Annotated in this window: 16 protein-coding genes; 8 read left to right on the plus strand and 8 right to left on the minus strand. The window is 66.3% G+C overall.

Going from position 1 to position 19,590, the window contains the following annotated elements; translation table 11 throughout:
* The first annotated feature begins 35 nt into the window (after window positions 1–35).
* The 8 genes from bioB (at window position 36) to R2669_RS12635 (ending at window position 8,245) form a co-directional block, all read left to right on the plus strand.
* The gene (gene bioB / locus R2669_RS12600; protein WP_316874972.1) at window positions 36–1,115 is read left to right on the plus strand and encodes a biotin synthase BioB; all 1,080 of its coding nucleotides are present in this window, start codon (window positions 36–38) and stop codon (window positions 1,113–1,115) included.
* 619 nt (window positions 1,116–1,734) lie between these two features.
* Window positions 1,735–3,759: an acetyl/propionyl/methylcrotonyl-CoA carboxylase subunit alpha gene (locus R2669_RS12605; protein WP_316900387.1), complete on the plus strand. Its 2,025-nt coding sequence runs from the start codon at window positions 1,735–1,737 to the stop codon at window positions 3,757–3,759.
* Window positions 3,760–3,867: 108 nt separating this feature from the next.
* Window positions 3,868–4,809: a 2-hydroxyacid dehydrogenase gene (locus tag R2669_RS12610; protein WP_316900389.1), complete on the plus strand. Its 942-nt coding sequence runs from the start codon at window positions 3,868–3,870 to the stop codon at window positions 4,807–4,809.
* A 1-nt stretch (window position 4,810) separates the two neighbouring features.
* The gene (locus tag R2669_RS12615) at window positions 4,811–5,740 is read left to right on the plus strand and encodes a hydroxymethylglutaryl-CoA lyase (protein ID WP_316900390.1); all 930 of its coding nucleotides are present in this window, start codon (window positions 4,811–4,813) and stop codon (window positions 5,738–5,740) included.
* Window positions 5,741–5,762: 22 nt separating this feature from the next.
* The gene (locus tag R2669_RS12620) at window positions 5,763–6,263 is read left to right on the plus strand and encodes a YbaK/EbsC family protein (protein ID WP_316900392.1); all 501 of its coding nucleotides are present in this window, start codon (window positions 5,763–5,765) and stop codon (window positions 6,261–6,263) included.
* Window positions 6,264–6,273: 10 nt separating this feature from the next.
* Window positions 6,274–6,540 carry a DUF1289 domain-containing protein gene (locus R2669_RS12625; protein WP_316900394.1) on the plus strand — a complete coding sequence of 89 codons (267 nt, stop codon included), beginning with the start codon at window positions 6,274–6,276 and terminating at the stop codon, window positions 6,538–6,540.
* Window positions 6,541–6,552: 12 nt separating this feature from the next.
* The gene (locus tag R2669_RS12630) at window positions 6,553–7,506 is read left to right on the plus strand and encodes an MBL fold metallo-hydrolase (RefSeq protein ID WP_316900396.1); all 954 of its coding nucleotides are present in this window, start codon (window positions 6,553–6,555) and stop codon (window positions 7,504–7,506) included.
* A gap of 61 nt (window positions 7,507–7,567) precedes the next feature.
* Window positions 7,568–8,245, plus strand: coding sequence for a TetR/AcrR family transcriptional regulator (locus tag R2669_RS12635; RefSeq protein ID WP_147217425.1), 678 nt, complete (start codon window positions 7,568–7,570; stop codon window positions 8,243–8,245).
* Window positions 8,246–8,251: 6 nt separating this feature from the next.
* Here R2669_RS12635 and R2669_RS12640 read toward each other — a convergent pair whose 3' ends face one another.
* The 8 genes from R2669_RS12640 to R2669_RS12675 form a co-directional block, all read right to left on the minus strand.
* Window positions 8,252–9,838, minus strand: a complete 1,587-nt coding sequence (locus R2669_RS12640; RefSeq protein ID WP_316900398.1) for an AMP-binding protein — start codon at window positions 9,836–9,838, stop codon at window positions 8,252–8,254.
* 93 nt (window positions 9,839–9,931) lie between these two features.
* Window positions 9,932–11,926 (minus strand): acetyl/propionyl/methylcrotonyl-CoA carboxylase subunit alpha, encoded by a 1,995-nt coding sequence (locus tag R2669_RS12645; RefSeq protein WP_316900400.1) that lies wholly within the window; start codon window positions 11,924–11,926, stop codon window positions 9,932–9,934.
* Window positions 11,927–11,930: 4 nt separating this feature from the next.
* The gene (locus R2669_RS12650) at window positions 11,931–13,088 is read right to left on the minus strand and encodes an acyl-CoA dehydrogenase family protein (protein WP_316888781.1); all 1,158 of its coding nucleotides are present in this window, start codon (window positions 13,086–13,088) and stop codon (window positions 11,931–11,933) included.
* A 60-nt stretch (window positions 13,089–13,148) separates the two neighbouring features.
* Complete coding sequence (locus R2669_RS12655; protein WP_316900403.1) at window positions 13,149–14,768, minus strand: acyl-CoA carboxylase subunit beta; 1,620 nt, start codon at window positions 14,766–14,768, stop codon at window positions 13,149–13,151.
* Window positions 14,755–15,642, minus strand: coding sequence for an SDR family oxidoreductase (locus R2669_RS12660; protein ID WP_316900405.1), 888 nt, complete (start codon window positions 15,640–15,642; stop codon window positions 14,755–14,757). The genes R2669_RS12655 and R2669_RS12660 overlap by 14 nt, the downstream gene beginning before the upstream one ends.
* Before the next feature lie 46 nt (window positions 15,643–15,688).
* Complete coding sequence (locus R2669_RS12665) at window positions 15,689–16,855, minus strand: acyl-CoA dehydrogenase family protein (RefSeq protein WP_316900407.1); 1,167 nt, start codon at window positions 16,853–16,855, stop codon at window positions 15,689–15,691.
* Between the two features lie 14 nt (window positions 16,856–16,869).
* Window positions 16,870–18,642: an acyclic terpene utilization AtuA family protein gene (locus R2669_RS12670; protein WP_316900409.1), complete on the minus strand. Its 1,773-nt coding sequence runs from the start codon at window positions 18,640–18,642 to the stop codon at window positions 16,870–16,872.
* Between the two features lies 1 nt (window position 18,643).
* The gene (locus tag R2669_RS12675; protein WP_316900411.1) at window positions 18,644–19,423 is read right to left on the minus strand and encodes an enoyl-CoA hydratase/isomerase family protein; all 780 of its coding nucleotides are present in this window, start codon (window positions 19,421–19,423) and stop codon (window positions 18,644–18,646) included.
* Window positions 19,424–19,590 lie beyond the last annotated feature (167 nt).

Below are 19,590 nucleotides of genomic sequence, written 5' to 3' on the forward strand. Positions count from 1 at the left end.
ACAACGAAATCACGCATCACTTGAAGGAAGTCCTCATGCAATCCACCCCATTGAACTTCGTGCCGAACGCCGCCAAGGTGCCGCCCACGCCGGGGCAGAATCCCAACGCCCGCTGGAGCCGCGAAGCCATCGAAGCGCTGTTCGCGCTGCCGTTCAACGACCTGCTGTTCCAGGCGCAGCAGGTGCACCGCGCGAACTTTGATGCGAATGCGGTTCAGCTGTCGACGCTGCTGTCCATCAAGACCGGCGGCTGCCCCGAAGACTGTTCGTACTGCCCGCAATCGGCGCGCTACGACACGGGTGTCGAGGCTGAAAAGCTGATGCCGATCGACGCAGTGCTGGAAGCCGCATCGCGCGCCAAGCAAAACGGCGCCAGCCGCTTCTGCATGGGCGCCGCGTGGCGCAACCCAAAGCCGCATCAGCTCGACGCCGTAGCCGATATGGTGCGCGGCGTGAAGGCGATGGGGCTGGAGACTTGCGTGACACTCGGCATGCTCAAGCAGGAACAAGCCGCGCAGTTGAAGGAAGCTGGCCTGGATTACTACAACCACAACCTCGACACCGCGCCCGAGTTCTACGGCGAGATCATCACCACGCGCACGTATCAGGACCGGCTCGACACGCTCGAGCACGTGCGTGACGCCGGCATCAACGTGTGCTGCGGCGGCATCGTCGGCTTGGGGGAATCGGTGCACGAGCGTGCAGGCCTGATCGCCGAGTTGGCGAACATGGAGCCGTATCCGGACTCGGTGCCCATCAACAACCTGGTGAAGGTGGAAGGCACGCCGCTGGCGGGCAACGAAGAACTGGACCCGTTTGATTTCGTGCGCACGATTGCCGTGGCGCGCATCACGATGCCCAAGGCGATGGTGCGGCTCTCCGCTGGCCGCGAGGCGATGGACGATGCGCTGCAGGCGCTGTGCTTCATGGCGGGCGCCAACTCGATCTTCTATGGCGAGAAGCTGCTGACGACGGATAACCCGGAGGCCGATGCGGATCGGAAGCTGCTGGCGCGGTTGGGGATGCGGGTGGAGGTGCAGGATCACATGCACCATGAATCGCATGCAGGGGCGCAGTCTTCGCATTGTCATATCGACATTACGCCTGCGGACTGATGCTTTTTTGTGGGGGTGGGTCTTGGTTTTTTGTTGGTGGTCTGCCTCCCTTTCGTCCCCTGCCGGGGCCGACTCACTTTCTTTGTCTTGCCAAAGAAAGTAAGCAAAGAAAGGCGCGCCCGAGATGGCGAAGGATTCCTTGAATTTATGTCGCAGAGAGGGAGAGGAGGCAAACTCGCTTCGCTCAAACAGCCTCCTCTCTTTTTCCTCTCTGCAACAGAAATTTAAGGCGCCATCTAGGGCAGAAAAGTCAACGGCCAAACCATCGGCCACGAGTGCAGTAGGAACCGGCAGCACAACGCGAAGCAAAGCGAGCAACACAGCAGCAAACAAGAGCCAGCCAGGTCAGCACACAGATTGTGTGGCCGTACCCTGCCCTAGATGGCGCCTTGAATTTGTGTAAGCGGGCGGAAAAAAGAGGGAGGCTTGTCTGAGCGAAGCGAGTTTGCCTCCCTCTCCGCCCGGTTACACAAATTCAAGGAAGGGGTCGCCATCTCGGGCGCGCCTTTCTTTGGTTACTTTCTTTGGCAAGACAAAGAAAGTGACTCAGCCCCGGCAGGGGATGAAACAAGGAATGCACCACAAGTGCAAAACCAAAACCAGGAGACGTAACAACACCATGATCACCAAGCTCCTCATCGCCAACCGAGGCGAAATCGCCTGCCGGGTCGCCGCCACCTGCCGCAAGCTCGGCATCCGCACCGTCGCGGTCTACTCCGATGCCGACGCCAACGCCCGCCACGTCGCGGCCTGCGACGAAGCCATCCACATCGGTGAACCTGCCGCCCGCGACAGCTACCTGCGCGCCGACCGCATCCTCGAAGCCGCACGCGCCACGGGCGCGCAAGCCGTCCATCCCGGCTACGGCTTCCTCTCGGAAAACGAAGCCTTCGCAAAAGCCTGCGCAGACGCCGGCATCATCTTCGTCGGCCCACCGGCCTCGGCCATCGAAGCCATGGGCAGCAAGAGCGCGGCCAAGGCGCTGATGGAAACGGCGGGCGTGCCGCTCGTCCCCGGCTACCACGGCGACAACCAGGACGCGGCCTTCCTGCGCACGCAGGCCGATCGCATTGGCTATCCCGTCCTCATCAAGGCAAGCGCCGGCGGCGGCGGCAAGGGCATGCGCGTGGTGGAATCGGGCGACGCGTTCGAAGCGTCGCTAGCGTCGGTCAAGCGTGAGGCGTCGTCCAGTTTTGGCGACGACCGCGTGCTGATCGAGAAATACCTCACCCGCCCGCGCCACATTGAAATCCAGGTCTTCGCAGATAGCCTTGGCAATGCCGTCTATCTGTTCGAGCGCGATTGCTCCGTGCAGCGCCGCCACCAGAAGGTGCTGGAAGAAGCGCCCGCCCCGGGCATGACGCTGGAGCGTCGCCGCGCGATGGGCGAAGCCGCCGTGGCTGCCGCGCGCGCCGTGGGCTACGTGGGCGCCGGCACGGTCGAATTCATCGTCGACGAAGACGGCACGTTCTACTTCATGGAGATGAACACGCGCCTGCAGGTCGAGCACCCGGTCACCGAAATGATCACGGGCGAAGACCTCGTCGAATGGCAATTGCGCGTCGCCTCCGGCGAGCCGCTGCCGCGCACGCAGGACGAACTGCACATCCACGGCCACGCGCTCGAAGCACGCATTTACGCTGAAAACCCCGACCGCGATTTCCTGCCCTCCATCGGCACGCTGAAGGTGTTGCGCACGCCGGCAGCCGTGGAGTTCACCGTCGGCGCGCAAGCCAATGGCGAACCCGCCGCCGTGCGCATCGACGCTGGCGTGCGCGAGGGCGACGCCATCAGCCCGTACTACGACCCGATGATCGCCAAGCTGATCGTCTGGGGCCGTGACCGTGACGAAGCGCTCGCGCGCATGCTGCAGGCGCTGGGCAGCTTCCACCTGGTGGGGCTGTCGTCCAACGTGGCATTCCTGCGCCGGCTTGTTGCATCGAAGCCGTTTGCGACCGCCGATCTGGATACCGGCCTGATCGCGCGCAATCACGACACGCTGTTCCCTGCAGCACCGGACGTGCCGCAAGACGCCATCGCCCTGGCCGTGGCAGCGCTGCTCGCCCGCGAGGCGCGCAGCCTGCGCACCGACACGCGCGACCCGCATTCGCCGTGGGCACGCGGCAGCGGCTGGCGGCTGAACGGTGCTGCTGAGCGCACGCTGCGTTTCACGCATGGCGATCAGTCCATCGACGCGACCCTCATCTACGGCCGCGACGGCTCGCGGCTGAAAGCTGGCGGCAGCGAAGCGCCCTTCACCTCGCAGCGCCATGCCGAGACCTTCACCGTCACGCTCGGCACGCACAAGGCGACCGGCCAGGTGCACGCCGATGGCGATGCCTTCCACGTCTTCACCGGTGGCGCGCACTGGACGCTCGAGCGTCACGACCCGCTTGCCCATGCCGGCGAAGCCGATGACGAAGGCGGCAAGCTCACGGCGCCGATGCCCGGCAAGGTCATCGCCGTACTGGCCGCGCCCGGGCAGACCGTCACCAAGGGCGCGCCGCTGGTCGTCATGGAAGCCATGAAGATGGAGCACACGCTCACCGCACCGGCCGACGGCGTCGTCGAATCGGTGTTGTATGGCGTGGGCGATCAGGTGACGGAAGGTGTGCAGCTGCTGGCGTTCAAGCCGGCGGAATGACGCCCGAATGACCGCCGAATAACGCTTGAGGGGGCCGCCACACGCCTTGGCGGCCCCTGCTACACTGCTTGACGTATACGTCAATCATCCGCACTGAAGTCGCCCCACATGCACATCCAGATCTACACGCCCGACGGCAAGCCCCAACCCTGGCTCGATGGTTTTGCGCAGGCACTGCCCGAGGCGCGGCTATCGGTGTGGGAGCAAGGTGCGGCGCGGGATGCGGACTACGCCGTGGTGTGGCAACCGCCCGCCGACATGCTGCGCGATCGCCGCGACCTGCGCGCCGTGTTCAACCTCGGTGCGGGCGTCGATGCGATCCTGGGCCTGCGCGCGCAATCGCCCGACGCGATTCCCGAAGGCCTGCCGATCGTCCGGCTGGACGACGCCGGCATGGCCGCGCAGATGGGCGAGTACGTCACGCACGCCGTGCTGCGCTTTTTCCGCCGGCTCGACGAATACGAGCGTCAGCAGCAAGCGAAGATGTGGCGCTTCCTCAAGCCGTTCAACCGCGACGAATTCGTCGTCGGCGTGCTCGGCCTGGGCGTGCTGGGCACGCACATCGCCAAGACGCTGGCAGGCTTCGGCTTTCCGGTGCGCGGCTGGAGCCGCTCCGCCAAGCACGTCGATGGCGTCGATTGCCGCGCGGGCAGCGATGCCCTGCCGGGCTTTCTCGCCGGCACGCGGGTGCTGGTGAACGTGCTGCCGCTGACGGCCGACACCGAAAACGTGATCGACGCGAAACTGCTGGCTCAACTCGCGCCGGGCGCGTTCGTCGTCAACGTGGCGCGCGGCAAGCATGTGGTGGAAGACGACCTGCTGGCCGCGGTGCGCAGCGGGCATGTTGCCGGCGCCGCGCTCGACGTGTTCCGCACCGAGCCGCTGCCTGCCGACCACCCTTTCTGGACCGAACCGCGCATCCACATCACGCCGCACATTTCGGCGCTGACACTGCGCGAGGTCAGCATTGCCCAGATCGCGCGCAAGATCCGCGCGCTGGAAGCGGGCGAGCCGATTGCCGGCATCGTCGATCTGCAACGAGGGTACTGAGATGAGCATGCCGAATTTTGTGAAGGTGGTCGAGGTCGGCCCGCGCGATGGTCTGCAGAACGAGAAGTCGCCGGTCTCGACGGATACCAAGGTCGAGCTGGTGAACCGGCTGTCCGACGCCGGCTTCGTCAATGTGGAAGCCGCCTCGTTCGTGTCGCCCAAATGGGTGCCGGCGATGGCCGATGGCGCCGACGTGATGGCGCGCATCCAGCGCCGGCCGGGCACGCTGTACTCCGTGCTCACGCCCAACATGAAGGGCTTCGAAGGCGCGGCCGCAGCGGGCGCGGATGAGATCGTGATCTTCAGCGCCGCCAGCGAGGCCTTTGCACAGAAGAACATCAACTGCTCGATTGCGGAATCGATCCAACGCTTTGTGCCGGTGGCCAAGGCCGCCAAGGATGCGGGCATTCGCGTGCGCGGGTCGATCTCGTGTTCGCTGGGCTGCCCGTATCAGGGCGAGGTGCCGGTGTCGTCGGTGGTGGATGTCATCAAGCGCATGGCCGATCTGGGTTGCGACGAGATCGACATTGCCGACACCATCGGCGTGGGCACGGCCGGGCAGGTGAAAACCGTGATGGAAGCCGCCGCGGCGACGTTCCCGATCGACCGCCTCTCGGGCCATTTCCACGACACGTACGGCCAGGCGCTGGCCAACATCCTCGCCAGCCTGGAAGTCGGCATCGCGATCTTCCACGCGTCGGTGGCGGGGCTGGGCGGCTGCCCGTATGCCAAGGGCGCGACCGGCAACGTCGCCACCGAAGATGTGCTGTACCTGCTGCACGGCCTGGGCATCCGCACCGGCATCGACCTCGACAAGGTTGTGCTTGCGGGCGACTTCATCTCGCAGGCCATCGGCCGCCCGACTGCCTCGCGTGCGGGCCGCGCGCTGCTGCTCAAGCTGCAGGACCAGATCGCCCAGGCCTGCATCTGAAACTCCATCCAGAAACACGACGATGACCGCTACCGATACGAACGCCCCCCTGCCGGAATCCGCCCAACGTGTGGCCGACCACCTCCGCACGCTCGGCTACGAAAAAGCCATCGTGATGCTACCGGCCACCGGCAAGACCTCCGCTGAAGCGGCTGCCGGCCTGGGCTGCTCCGTGGCCGAGATTGCCAAGTCGATCATCTTCCGCCGCGCAGAAGACGACGTGCCGGTGCTGGTGATCGCCAGCGGCACCAATCGTGTCGACGAGGCAAAGGTTTCCGCGCACGTGGGCGCGCTCGCCAAGGCCGATGCGAAGTTCGTGCGCGAGAAGACCGGTTACGCCATCGGCGGCGTGTGCCCGGTCGGCCATGCGGTCAAACCCGTGATGCTGCTCGACCAAGACCTGTTCCAGTACGACAGCGTGTGGGCCGCGGCCGGCCACCCGCATGCCGTGTTCAACCTTACACCCGCCGAGCTGGAAGCGATGACCGGCGCGCCCGTGGCCGACATCGCCCAGCGCAACTGATCGCCCAAGCATGGACGCCTGCACCCGCGCGCAACTGAAGCTGTCGCTCGGCAAGTTGCGCAACAGCCGCCAGCAGGCGGAGCGTGCGCAGCCGGTGTCGTCGCCGTGCATCAACGTCTGCAAGATGGACGACGCGCGCGGCCTGTGCATCGGCTGCATGCGCACGATCGACGAAATTGCCGCGTGGTCGACCATGAACGACGCAGCTCGTCTGGCCGTGTGGAAAACCTTGCCCGAGCGCGCCTGCGCCTGGCTCAACGACGCGCCCTGCGCCTGACCGCTGATCACCATGGCCGAACACGACATCGTCACCCTTCCGGATTCGATGCGCGTGTTCGAGCGCGGCTGGCTGTCGTCCAACAACATCCTGTTCTTCGATGACGAAGCGCACGGTGGTTGCGCGCTGGTCGACAGCGGCTATCTGACGCACGCCCCACAAACCGTCGCGCTGGTGCAGCACGCGCTGCAAGGCAAGCCGCTGCGCCGTCTGCTAAACACGCACCTGCATTCCGACCACTGCGGCGGCAATGCAGCGCTGCAGGGCATCTACGGCAGCCATACACGCGTGCCCGCCGCGCAGATCGACGACGTGCGCCGCTGGGATACCGACGCCCTCAGCTACGGCCCCACCGGGCAGGAATGCGCGCGCTTCACGCTGCCCCACAACGATGCCGACGCAGCCCTGGCCGACGGCATGACCGCGCGACTGGGCGGCTTCGACTGGCAGGTCATCAGCGCACCCGGGCACGACCCGCACGCGGTCATCCTCTTCAACCCCGACACGCGCGTGCTGATCTCGGCCGACGCCCTGTGGGAACGCGGCTTTGGCGTGATCTTTCCCGAGCTGGAAGGCGAAAGCGGTTTTGCCGAGCAGCAGGCCATTCTTGAGCGCATCGCGCAACTCGACGCGCGCGTGGTGATCCCCGGACACGGCCGGCCATTCACCAACGTCAATGCCGCAATTGACGCGTCGCTGGGGCGCCTCGCCTATCTGCGCGCAGACCCCGAGCGCAACGCGCTGCACGCCATCCGCGTGCTGGTGAAGTTCAAGCTGCTGGAGCAGCAGGCGCTGTCGCACGACGCGCTGTTCGCGTGGTTCACGCAGACCACGCTGATGCCGCGCTTGCAAGCGCGCTTCTTCGCGAGCCAATCGATGGAGACGCTGCTGGATGCCGCGATTGCGGCGCTGGTCAAGGCGGGCGCCGCCACCGTCGAACACGGCCGCATCCTGAACCGCGATTGACGTGCCGCGCGGTGGTGATGCCCCGCTACAATGCATCGACGCCTCTTCTCCTGCCCAGGGCATGCCGAAACCCGCCACACCCAACCCGCCCGAATCTGCCGCCGACACCGCCTCTGAAGCCGAAGCACCGCGCCGCAAACGCGGCCGCCCCGCGCAGGATGCCAACGAGGGCCTGCGCCGCGCGCTGATCGAGCAATCGGCCAGGCTGTTCCGCGAGAAGGGCTACGGCAACACCACGGTGCGCGACATTGCCGCCGCCACGGGCGTGCATGCAGGCAGCTGGTTCTATTACTTCAAGACCAAGCAGGACATCCTGCAGGCGGTGATCGAGCACGGCCTGACCGTCGCGCTGGCCGACATCGAAGCCATCGATATCGACCACCTGCCGCCGCGCGAGGCCATGCGCCAACTTGTGCGCGCACACCTCTACACGCTGCTCGCGCCGAACCAGGATTTCATTCCGGTGATGCTGTACGAATGGCGCTCGCTCGATGCGCAGGCACAGGAACGCATCATCGCGCTCAAGGATCGGTACGAAGACATCTGGACGCGCGTGATCGATCGACTGCGCGCCTCGGGGGAATGGGCCCAGCCGACGCCCGTCGATCGGCTGCTGATGTTCGGTGCGCTGAACTGGACGGCGCAGTGGTATCAGGCCGGCGCGGGCATCAGCATCGATGCACTCGCCGATCAGGCGGTGCTGTTCATCCTGCGTACGCCGCCCCAGCCGGCGGCTTAGCGCTCCTTAACGCGCATCGCCCTCGAACAGCGTCTGGTTGGCAGTGCGCAGCACGTGCTTCTGGATCTTGCCGGTCGCAGTCATGGGCAGCTTGTCGACCACGGCGATGTGCTTGGGCACCTCAAAGCTGCCGAGATGCGCCCGACAATGCGCCTGCAGCGCGGCGGCATCGGCCTGTGCATCGGGCTTGAGGCAGACAAACGCCGCCACCGCTTCCACCCAGTGCGCGTGCGGCAAGCCGACCACTGCAGCGTTCGCCACGGCCGGGTGCCGTAGCAACACTTCTTCCACCTTGACCGAAGGGACGTTCTCGCCGCCGGTCTTGATCATGTCCTTGATGCGGTCCTTGAACTGAAGCTGGCCGTCGGCATCCCACATCCCGAGGTCGCCCGTGTGGTGCCAGCCGAAACGGCGCGCGTTGGCCGTGGCCTGCGGGTCCTTGTAATAGCCGAGCATGACGTTGGGGCCGCGGTGCACGATCTCGCCCAGTTGGTTCGGGCCGAGCAGATTGCCTTGATCGTCCATCACCGCTGCTTCGTTCACCATGCAGGGCTGGCCCCAATAGTTGCCGGTGCGCTGCAGTTGCTGGTCGGGCGCGAAGTACATCGTCATCGGAAAAATTTCGGTCTGCCCGGAGCCCAGGGCAAAGTTGGGGCACACCTCGGCAATCAGGCGTTCGAGCAGCGGCTTGGCCATCGGCGCCATCGCATAGAGGCACAGGCGCAGGCTGGAAAGGTCCCGCTGTGCACGCAGCGGATGGTGCAGCAACGCGGCGTACATGAGCGGCAGGCCGAACAGTTGCGTGATGCGCTCGCTGGCAATCGCATCGAGCAGCGCCGCCGGATCAAAGCCGCGCTGGATGACAAGCGTGGCGCCCACCATCATCGCGGACGCAGCCGTCGCGAACTGCGCGCAGTGGAACATCGGCAGCAGGCACGAGAACACGTCGGTCTCGTTCAGATTCAGGCTGGCGACGTTGGACATCAGCGCGGCATGCACTGAGCGGTGTGAGTGCATGGCACCCTTTGGCCGCCCGGTCGTGCCGCTGGTGTACATGATGAGCGCGAGATCGCGGTCGTCGATCACCACGGCGGGCAGCGTATCGGCGTGGCCTTGCGACGCTTGCTCCACCGTTTGCGGCCCGTCAGCAGCGGGTTCACCGAAGCATTGGTGCGCTGGGAGCCCGAGCGCCGCCAGCGTGTCGCGCAGCGTCGGATACAGCGTCGCGTCGATCACCACGTGCCGCGCCTCGGCATGTTCGAGGATGTAGCGCACATCCTCCGGCCCGAGCATTGCGTTGATCGGCACCCACACCAGCCCCGCCTTGAGAATGCCGTACGCGGCCACCAGGAACTGCGCCGAGTTGCCACACACCATCGCAACCTTGTCGCCGGGCTTGAGGCCGCTTGCAAGCAGCGCATGCGCATAGCGATTGCTGTCTGCATTGAGTTCGCCATGCGTCATGCGGCGCGGGCCGTCCACCAGCGCGACCTTCGCGCCGAATTTGCGGGCACTGCGATGCAACGTGTCGCCCAGCGCCACCCGGTTCAGCAGGTTGGCTTCAAGCGTGGTGTCTGGCGTGGCTTCGGACATGAGACGTCTCCTGTGGACTGCATGGACCGCATTGACCGCACGAATGGCACGAACTGCACGACGAAACGATGGAGCAGGATGACGGCCGAACCGTCAGGCCGCGGCAATCTCCATCAGCAACCCACCGGGCGCAACCTGTGCCCCGACCTGGGTGAACAGGCCCCTCACCTCGCCTGCGAGCGGCGCGGCAATGCTGTGCTCCATCTTCATCGCCTCCACCACCAGCAGCACCTGACCCGCGCTGACGGCCTCGCCTTCGGCTACGTGCACCGCAACCACGCGGCCGTTCATCGGTGCGCTGATGCGGCCGTTGCCGGTTTGCGCGCCGCTGCGCTCGGCCTTGGCGTAGGTGGTATCGATGGCGGCGTGTTCGATGCCATTCAGCACGAAGTGGCAAGCGCCGGCCATGACGGCGTAATCAACCGCGTGAAATGTGTCGCCCAGCACCAGCGTGACGCGACGGTCGCCCTCAGACACAAGCGCCACCTGCGTGGCACCGCCGTCCCAGGTCAGCTCCCATTGCTGCGCACCGAGCGCACGCACGCGCATGTCGATCGCTTCACCGTCGAGCGTGAAGCGGCACAGCGTGGGATAGGTGCGGCTGCTGGCCCACCCATGCAGTTCTGCGGGATAGCGGCGTGCAGTGTCTTCACGCAGATGCGTGAGCAGCACGGCAGCCGCCTGGCAGACCGCTGCATCGGGTACGGCCGCCTGCCGCGTCGCCGCCGGGAAATGGCGGTCGATGAACGCCGTCGACACGTCGCCGGCAAGGAAGGCCGGATGCGCCACGCAATCGCGCAGAAACGCTCGGTTGGTCGGCAAGCCAAGCAGCAGGCAATCGTCCAAGGCGCGCGCAAGACGCCGGCAGGCATCGGCGCGGTCGGTGCCGTGCGCGACGATCTTGGCGAGCATCGAGTCGTAGTAAGGCGAGACGACGAGCCCGTCGGCCAACGCATGGTCCGTGCGCACCTCTTCGGGCGCACGCCAGCGGGCGACGGTGCCGCTCTGCGGCAGGAAATTCTGCTGCGGGTCTTCTGCGCACAGCCGTACTTCGATGGCGTGCCCGCCTTGCGCGCGGCGTGCATCGATGGCGTCTTGCGCAAGCGGCAGCGGCTCGCCCAGCGCCACGCGCAACTGCCACTCGACCAGATCGACGCCGACGATCGCTTCGGTCACCGCATGCTCGACTTGCAGGCGCGTGTTCATCTCCATGAAGTAGAACGCGCCGTCCGGGGCGAGCAGGAATTCCAGCGTGCCCGCGCCCACGTAGCCGATGGCGCGTGCCGCCGCCACCGACACCGCGCCCATGCGCGCACGCAGTTCGGCCGATACGGCGGGCGACGGCGATTCTTCGATCACCTTCTGATGACGGCGCTGCACCGAGCAATCGCGCTCGCCGAGGTGGACCACATTGCCGTGCGCATCGGCAAAGACTTGAATCTCGATATGGCGCGGCTCAACGATGGCTTTTTCGAGGATCAACTCGCCCGAGCCAAACGCGTTCTCCGCTTCCGAGCGCGCGGACTGCAGCGCCGCCTCAAACTCCTCCGCGTGGTCCACGCGCCGCATGCCGCGCCCACCGCCGCCAGCGGCCGCCTTGATCATCACCGGGTAGCCGATCCGTGCGGCTTCCTGCGCCATGCGCCCGACGGATTGATCTTCGCCTTGATAGCCCGGCACGCACGGCACGCCGGCGGCTTCCATGAGGCGCTTGGCGCCGGCCTTGTTGCCCATTGCGCGGATGGCATCTGCGGGTGGGCCAATGAACACGAGGCCGGCATCCGCGCATGCGCCGGCAAAGGCATCACTCTCCGCCAGGAAGCCATAGCCTGGATGGACCGCCTGTGCACCCGACTTGCGCGCCGCCTCCAGCAACGCCGCAATGTTCAGGTACGAAGCCTGCGGTTGCGATGCGCCAATCGGCAACGCGAGATCGGCGGCGCGGCAATGCGGCGCATCGCGGTCAGCGTCGGAATACACGGCAACGGTGCGCATGCCAAGGCGACGCGCCGTGCGCATGATGCGCAAGGCGATCTCGCCCCGGTTGGCGATGAGGACCGAGCGGAAGGCGGCATGCGGGGCGGCCATCGCGTTAGCCCTTCTTGCCCGGCAGCGTGTTCATGTATTTGCAGATGATGCCGAGCATCACCTCGTCCGCGCCGCCGCCAATCGAGCCCAGGCGGCCGTCGCGGTAATAGCGCGAGACCGGGTTGTCCCACGTGAAGCCCATGCCGCCCCAGAACTGCAGGCAGGCGTCGGGCACGATGCGCGCGAGGCGCCCGGCCTTGAGCTTGGCCATCGATGCCAGCTCCGTGACGTCCTGCCCGTTGATGTACAGGTCGCATGCGCGATACGTGAGCGCGCGCAGCGCTTCCACCTCCGTCTTCAGCTCGGCCAGCTTGAAGTGCACCCACTGGTTGTCGAGCAGGCTGGCGCCGAAGAGCTTGCGCTCACGTGCGTACTCGACGGTGGTCTCGATGCACATCGTCATCGTCGCCAGGCTGCTGGCCGCGGCCCACAGGCGCTCTTCCTGGAACTGCAGCATCTGGTACGTGAAGCCCCTGCCTTCCTCGCCGATGCGGTAGCGCTGCGGCACGCGCACGTCGTCAAAGTAGATGAGGCCCGTGTCTGATGAATTCATGCCGATCTTGCGGATCTTCTTGCCGATCGACACGCCCTTCGTGTTCATCGGCACGATGATGAGTGACTTGTTTCGGTGGGCCGGGTCATCGGACGTGTTGGCCAGCAGGCACATCCAGTCCGCTTGCAGGCTGTTGGTGATCCACATCTTGCTGCCGTTGATGATGTAGTCGTCGCCGTCCTTGCGCGCGGTGGTCTTGATGCTTGCCACGTCGGAGCCGGCGCTCGGCTCCGATACGCCCACGCAGGCCACCGCATCGCCGCTGATGGCGGGGGCCAGAAACTGTGCGCGCAGTTCGTCCGAACCGAAGCGTGCCAGGGCGGGCGTTGCCATGTCGGTCTGCACGCCAATCGCCATCGGCACGCCGCCGCAGTGGATGTGCCCGAGCGTCTCGGCCATCGCCATCGCATACGAATAGTCGAGCCCCAGGCCGCCGAATTCGGTGGGCTTGGCGATGCCGAGAAAACCCAGCTCGCCCATCTTCTTGAAGAGCTGCTTGGCAGGAAACATCTCGGCCGCTTCCCATTCATCCACGTACGGGTTGATGTCGCTGTCGATGAAGCGTTTCAGGTTGCGCTGCAGTTCCTGGTGTTCGTGGGTGAAGTGCATGGTGTCTCGCTCCGTTGTCCTGGTGTGCTGGCTGTTTCGAGTATGGATTTCGGGGTGGCGCTACGGGCGCGCAACGCCAAACTGGATCGGATGCAGCGTTCGCCTGCGGGCCTCGTCGCAGACGGACAGCACGCAGGCGAGCACCTTGCGCGTATCGCGCGGGTCGATCACGCCGTCGTCCAGCAGCCGGCCCGAAATAGTGAACGCGTCGGACTGCCGCTCGAACGTGTCGATGACCTTGGCGCGCATCGCTTCGATGGCGTCGTGGTCGACGGTCTGCGTCTTGCGTTGCATGCTCGCGGCCATCACCGTCGCCATCGTGCCGGCGGCCTGCTCTGCGCCCATCACGGCCGTCTTGGCGTTGGGCCAGCTGAAGCAGAAATCCGGAAAGAAGCCGCGCCCCGACATGCCGTAGTTGCCCGCCCCGAACGACGCACCGCAATGCACGGTGATGCGCGGCACGGTGGCGTTGGCCATGGCCTGGATCATCTTCGAGCCATGCTTGATCATGCCGGCCTGCTCCGACGCCTTGCCGACGATGAAGCCGGTGGTGTTTTGCAGATACAGCAGCGGCGTGTCGGACTGGCAGCACGCCTGGATGAAGTGCACCACCTTGGTGGCGCCCGCCGGGTCCAGCGGCCCGTTGTTCGTGATGACGCCAACGCGCATGCCGCAGATGGCCGCATGCCCGGTGACGGTGCCGGGGCCGTAGTCGGGCTTGAACTCCAGGAAGTCCGACCCGTCTGCAATGCGTGCAATCACCTCGCGCATGTCGAGCGGTTTGCGATGATCGGTCAGCGCAATGCCAAGCAGTTCTTCGTCATCAAAGCGCGGCGGCGCGTATGGCCTGTCCGGTGCCGGCACATCGCGGTTCCAGTCGAGCGCAGCAACAACTTCGCGCGCGATGCGCAGCGCATCGGCATCGTCTTCGGCCAGGTATTCGGCCAGGCCGGAAGTGGTGGCGTGCATCTCGGCGCCGCCCAGTTCCTCTTCGGTGGCGATCTCGCCCGTGGCGGCTTTCAGCAACGGCGGGCCGGCGAGGAACGCGCGCGCCCGGTCGCGCACCATCACCACGTAGTCCGACAGCCCGGGCATGTAGGCGCCGCCCGCCGTGCTCGACCCATGCACCACGCTGATCACCGGAATGCCCGCCGCCGACAGCCGCGCGAGCCAATAGAAACCGCTGCCGCCGTGGATGAAGGTCTCCACGCGATACGTCAGCAGGTTGGCGCCGGCCGATTCGACGAGGTGGATGAACGGCAGCTTCTGCTCCAGCGCAATGGCCTGCGCGCGCTGGAACTTCTCGATGCCCATCGGCTGCACCGCGCCTGCGTCGATGCCCGCGTCGTCAACGATGATCATCGCGCGCACGCCGCTCACCCAGCCGATGCCCGCAATGAGGCCGCCGCCAGGAATGGAGCGCGCCGGGTCGGCGTGATCGAGGCAAAAACCCGCCAGCGTCGACAGCTCCAGAAACGGCGCACCGGCGTCGAGCAGGCGGCCCAACCGGTCGCGCGGCAACAGTTGCCCGCGTTGTTCGAAGCGCACGCGCGAGGCTTCGGACTTGTCGCGCGTGCGGTTCTCCAGCGTGCGCAACTGGCCGACGCGCTCCGCGAGCGCAGCATGGTTCTGCCGATACGCGTCGCTCTGCGGCACGATGCGCGATTCAAGCGCCGGCATTGCGGTCCTCCTCGTCTTGCAGCACGTGCGGCGTCACGGCCAGGTGAAAACCGTTGAACGGCTCGGCGCCATGCCGCGGTGCCGGCATCGGTGAACCTGGCCGCACGTTCGGCCGGCCGCCGTCCACGCGCAGCGTCGTGCCGGTGATGAATGCCGCCGCCTCCGAGAGCAGATACACGATGGCCGACGACACTTCCGCCTCGGTGGCAAAGCGCCCGAGCGGCACCGTCGACGGCATGCTGCGGATGGTCTCGGCCATCCACGACGGATACGCATCCATGCCCGACGACGCCACGTAGCCGGGCGCCACCGCGTTCACACGCACGCCGTACTGCGCCCACTCGAATGCGGCCGTCTCCGTCAAGTTCACCATGCCTGCCCGCGCGGCGCCGGAGTGACCCATGTTCGGCATGCCGCCCCACATGTCCGCCACGATATTGACGATGGCGCCGCCGCGCTGCTGCATCGCCTGGTTGAGGCATTCGCGCGCCATCAGGAAGCCGCCCGTCAGGTTTGTCTGCACGACGGCTTCCCAGCCCTTGGCCGAAATGTCCTTGAGCGGCGCCGGAAACTGCCCGCCCGCGTTGTTGACCAGCGCGTCGATGCGGCCGTGTTCGCCGTAGATGTGCGCGACGGTCGCTTGCACGGCGGCCTCGTCGCGGATGTTGCAGACGTAGGCGTGCGCGGTGCCGCCGGCTTCGACGATCTCCGTGCGCACCGCCGCGAGCTTCTCTGCATTGCGCCCCACCAACGCGACGGCCGCGCCCAGCGATGCCAGCTCATGCGCCGTGCACCGGCCGATGCCGCTGCCGCCGCCCGTCACCACGGTCACCTGCCCCTGGAACAGCCCCGGTCGAAAGACTGAGCGATACATGGTTCTCTCCCTGAATGCTGAATGCGCGCGCTGGCCCCTTAGGCCCTTAGGCCCAGCCGAGCTGGCGCGCGGCAAGGTCGCTGAGGACTTCCTCCGCGCCGCCGCCGATCATGTAGACCTTCACTTCCCGATAGATGCGCTCCGACTTGGTGCCGCGCATGAAGCCCATGCCGCCGAGCAGTTGCACGGCCGTGTCGGCGCAGAACTGCAGGCTCTGCGTGGCGAAGTTCTTCAGCATGCACAGCTGCGCGACCGGTGCATCGCCGGCTTGCATGCGCCGCATCAGGTCTTCAAGCAAGGCGCGCGTGGCTTCGATGCGCGTGGCCATCGCCACCAGTTTCTGGCGCGCCACCTGATGCTGCACGAGGCGCTTGCCGAAGGTTTCGCGCTGGGTGGCCCATTCCACGGCTTCGGTCAGGCACGTGCGCGCCAGGCCGTAGGCCTGCATCGCCAGCGCCAGGCGTTCGTGGTTGAAGTTGCGCATGACCAGCTCGAAGCCGCGGTTTTCTGCGCCGAGCAGGTTGGCGACAGGCACGCGGCAATCATCGAAATGCAGTTGCGCGGTGTCGGAGCACCACCAGCCCATCTTCTTGAGCGGCGTGCGCGTCAGGCCCGGCGTGTCACCTTTCACCAGCAGCACCGAGATGCCGCCCGCGCCCGCCCCGCCGGTGCGCACCGCCACGGTGATGTAATCGGCGCGCATGCCGGAGGTGATGAAGATCTTGCTGCCGTTGACGATGTAGTGATCGCCGTCGCGCACCGCGCGCGTGGCAAGGTTGGCGACGTCAGACCCACCCGAGGGTTCGGTGATGGCGAGCGCGCTGATCTTCTCGCCCGACAGAATCGCCGGCAACACGCGCGCCTTCAGCTCGGCCGATCCGCCAGCAACGATGGGCGGCGCGCCGATCGTATGGCTGAACAGCGAAGCAAGCAGGCCACCGCTGGCAGCGCGTGTCAGTTCTTCGATCATCGCCAGTTCAAGGAACAGGTCGCCCGGCGTGCCGCCGTATTCCTCGGGGAAACCGATGCCGAGCAAGCCAAGATCCGCCGCTTCCCGATACAGCGCACGCGGAAACGTCTCGGCCTCTTCCCACGCATCGATGTTCGGCAGCACGGCCTTGTCGACAAAGCGGCGCACGGTTTCGCGAAACGTATCGTGATCGGCGTCGTGATCGGCGCCAAAGCGCGCAGACGGCAGCAGGCCTGGGAACATGATCGCCTCGTCGTTCAAATGGGGTCGACCGGCACGCGCACCGGCATCGTCAGCAGCACCTGCGCCATGCCCTTGCCGAGCGGGTCGTTGCGCAACGACGCCATGCCGCCACCGCCCAGTGCCTGCTCGCACACAAAATTGAGCGCGTGGATGCCGGGCAAGTCGTAGCGCGTCACGCGCCCCTTCACGACGTGCGCGAGGTACGCGGCGACGGCCTCAGCGGTCAGCTGCGCGCGCAGCAATGGCAGGTCTTCAGGCCGACGCGCGATAACGCCGATATTGGAGGTGTCGCCCTTGTCGCCGCTGCGCGCGTAGGCGAGTTCGATGAGCGGCACGTCCCGCGTCGGACCGGGCGGCAATGCAGCCGATGCCGGCGCGACAGCGGATGCTTCCAGCGCAGCGCCACCCGTCGGCACGGCAATGTCGAAGCCTTCCTCACCCAGCAACGTCACGCGCGGCTGCACGCGCGCCTTGTCGATCAGGAAGGCGTATTGCTTGATGGCCGGCACCACGCTTGGCCGCCCGCCGGCGCCGGTCGTGCCGGGCGCCCACGACGTGCCGGCCGGGGCGATTTCGCGCGCGAACAACTCCAACGCCTGCTTGTTCGGATGCGTCACCGCCAGCCACATCACCGATTCAAAGCGGGGCGCGTCCGGCTGATGCGGCCCGAACAGATACGCCGAGCCGAGCGTCTCGATATGCGTTGCGCTGTAGTCCGGCAGGCCGAGCTGGCGGAACAGGCCGCGCGTGCGCTCCAGAATCGCCTCGGCTGTACGGCGCGCCTTGCGATCGGCATCGATGCCGACAACAGTGAGCTGACCCGTCGCGCGATAGCCGTCGGCATACGTTGCGCTCACCTTGTAATCGGGCGTGGGCGCGCGACCGCGTGCGCCCCGCACTTCGACGCGATGCTCGCCGGCCTGCGCCATCGTCACGTGCGTGAAATCGCAAACGACGTCGGGCAGCACATAGCGCGCGGGATCGCCGATTTCGTAAAGCAGCTGTTCGCCCACGGTCGCAGGCGTCACCAGCCCGCCCGTGCCGTCGGGCTTGGTGACGATGAAGCTGCCGTCGGCCCGGCATTCGGCGATCGGATAGCCGCTGTGCGCCCAGTCGGGCACGGCTTCCCAATCGGTGTGCAGGCCGCCCGCGCCTTGGCAGCCGCATTCAAGGATGTGCCCGGCAAGGCTGCCGGCAGCGAGTCGATCGTAGTCGTCGATCGCCCAGCCGAAGTGGTGCATCAACGCGCCGAGCGCGACGGCGCTGTCGACGCATCGCCCCGTAATGACAACCTGCGCGCCGGCATCCAGCGCTGCCTTGATCGGCAATGCGCCGAGATACGCATTCGCGCTGACCACCTTGTCGGGCAAGGGGCGGCCGCTTTGCAGCTCGCGCACGCCCTCGTCGCGTAGCGCGGGCAGCAGCGGCGTGACGTCGTCGCCTTCCACGACGGCAATGCGCACGCTCACGCCCAGGTCGGCGGCCAACGCTTGCAGCGCCGCTGCGCATCCGCGCGGATTCACGCCGCCCGCGTTGGCGATGATGCGGATGTTCTGCGCCAGCGCATCCTTGAGCACCGCGCGCATCGCCACGCTCACAAAGTCGGTGGCGTAACCCAACTCGGGGTTTTTCATGCGGGCGCTGGCCAGCAGCGACATGGTCAGCTCGGCCAGGTAATCGAAGACGAGGAAGTCGATGCGGCCGGAGGCCACCAGCTGCAGCGGCCCGGTCACGCTGTCGCCCCAGAAACCGCTGGCCCCGCCGATGGAAATGGTGTCCTTGCGCATGTCAGCGGCCCGTCCAGTTGGGCGCGCGCTTCTCGCGAAAGGCGGCCTGGCCTTCCTGCGCGTCTTCGGTCAGTGCAAACAGGCCGATCTGGCTTTCGGTAAAGGCCATGGCCTGCTCGAAGCTGAGTTGCTCGACGTGCTTGAGCGTGTACAGGCCGCGCCGGATGGCCGACGGCGATTTGTCGACCAGCCGCGCGAGCAATGCATCGACTGCCGCATCCAGCGCTTCGGGCTCGGCGACTTCGTTGACGAGGCCGGCGGCGAGCGCGCGGTCTGCGTTCATCGGTTCGCCCGTCAGGCAGAGTTCATTGAGCACGCGACGCGGCAACTGGTGCTGCAGCACGGCCAGCACCTGCGCTGGAAACAGGCCGACCTTCACCTCCGGCAACCCGAACGTGGCGCCGCGGCTGGCCACCGCCAGATCGCACATCGCCAGCAAGCCCATGCCGCCCGCCATGCACGCGCCGTTTACGCGGGCGACGAGCGGCACGGTGCAGCGACGCGCCGCGCGAAACAGATCGGCCAGCGCCTGGTGCGGCTGGGAATAGTCGAAGCGGAAGGACTGGCCGCTTTGCAGATCGGCCCCCGCACAAAAGGCGCGCGTGCCGGCGCCGGTCAGCACCACGGCGCGCACGGCGGCGTCACGGCCGGCGTCGGCCAGCGCGGCAGTCAGCGCTTCGAGCACGGCGGCGTTGATCGCGTTGCGGCGGTCTTCGCGCTGAATGGTCAGCCACAGCGCTTGGCCGCGCCGCTCGATGAGGAGTTCCGGGTCCGTGCTCACGCGATGCTCGCCTTGAAAGGGAAATCGGTTGGACAACCTGCCCGGCAATACTAAATCATTTGATTGAAAAAATGGAAGCGTTCGCGTGACGTAGCGCTCAACAATTTTCTACAGCAGCGGAGGAGCGTCGTAACCCCATGATTTATATGACGATCCCACCGCAGCCA

Origin of the sequence: Ralstonia edaphi (genome assembly GCF_958350185.1) — a bacterium.
Taxonomy (GTDB): Bacteria; Pseudomonadota; Gammaproteobacteria; order Burkholderiales; family Burkholderiaceae; genus Ralstonia; species Ralstonia edaphi.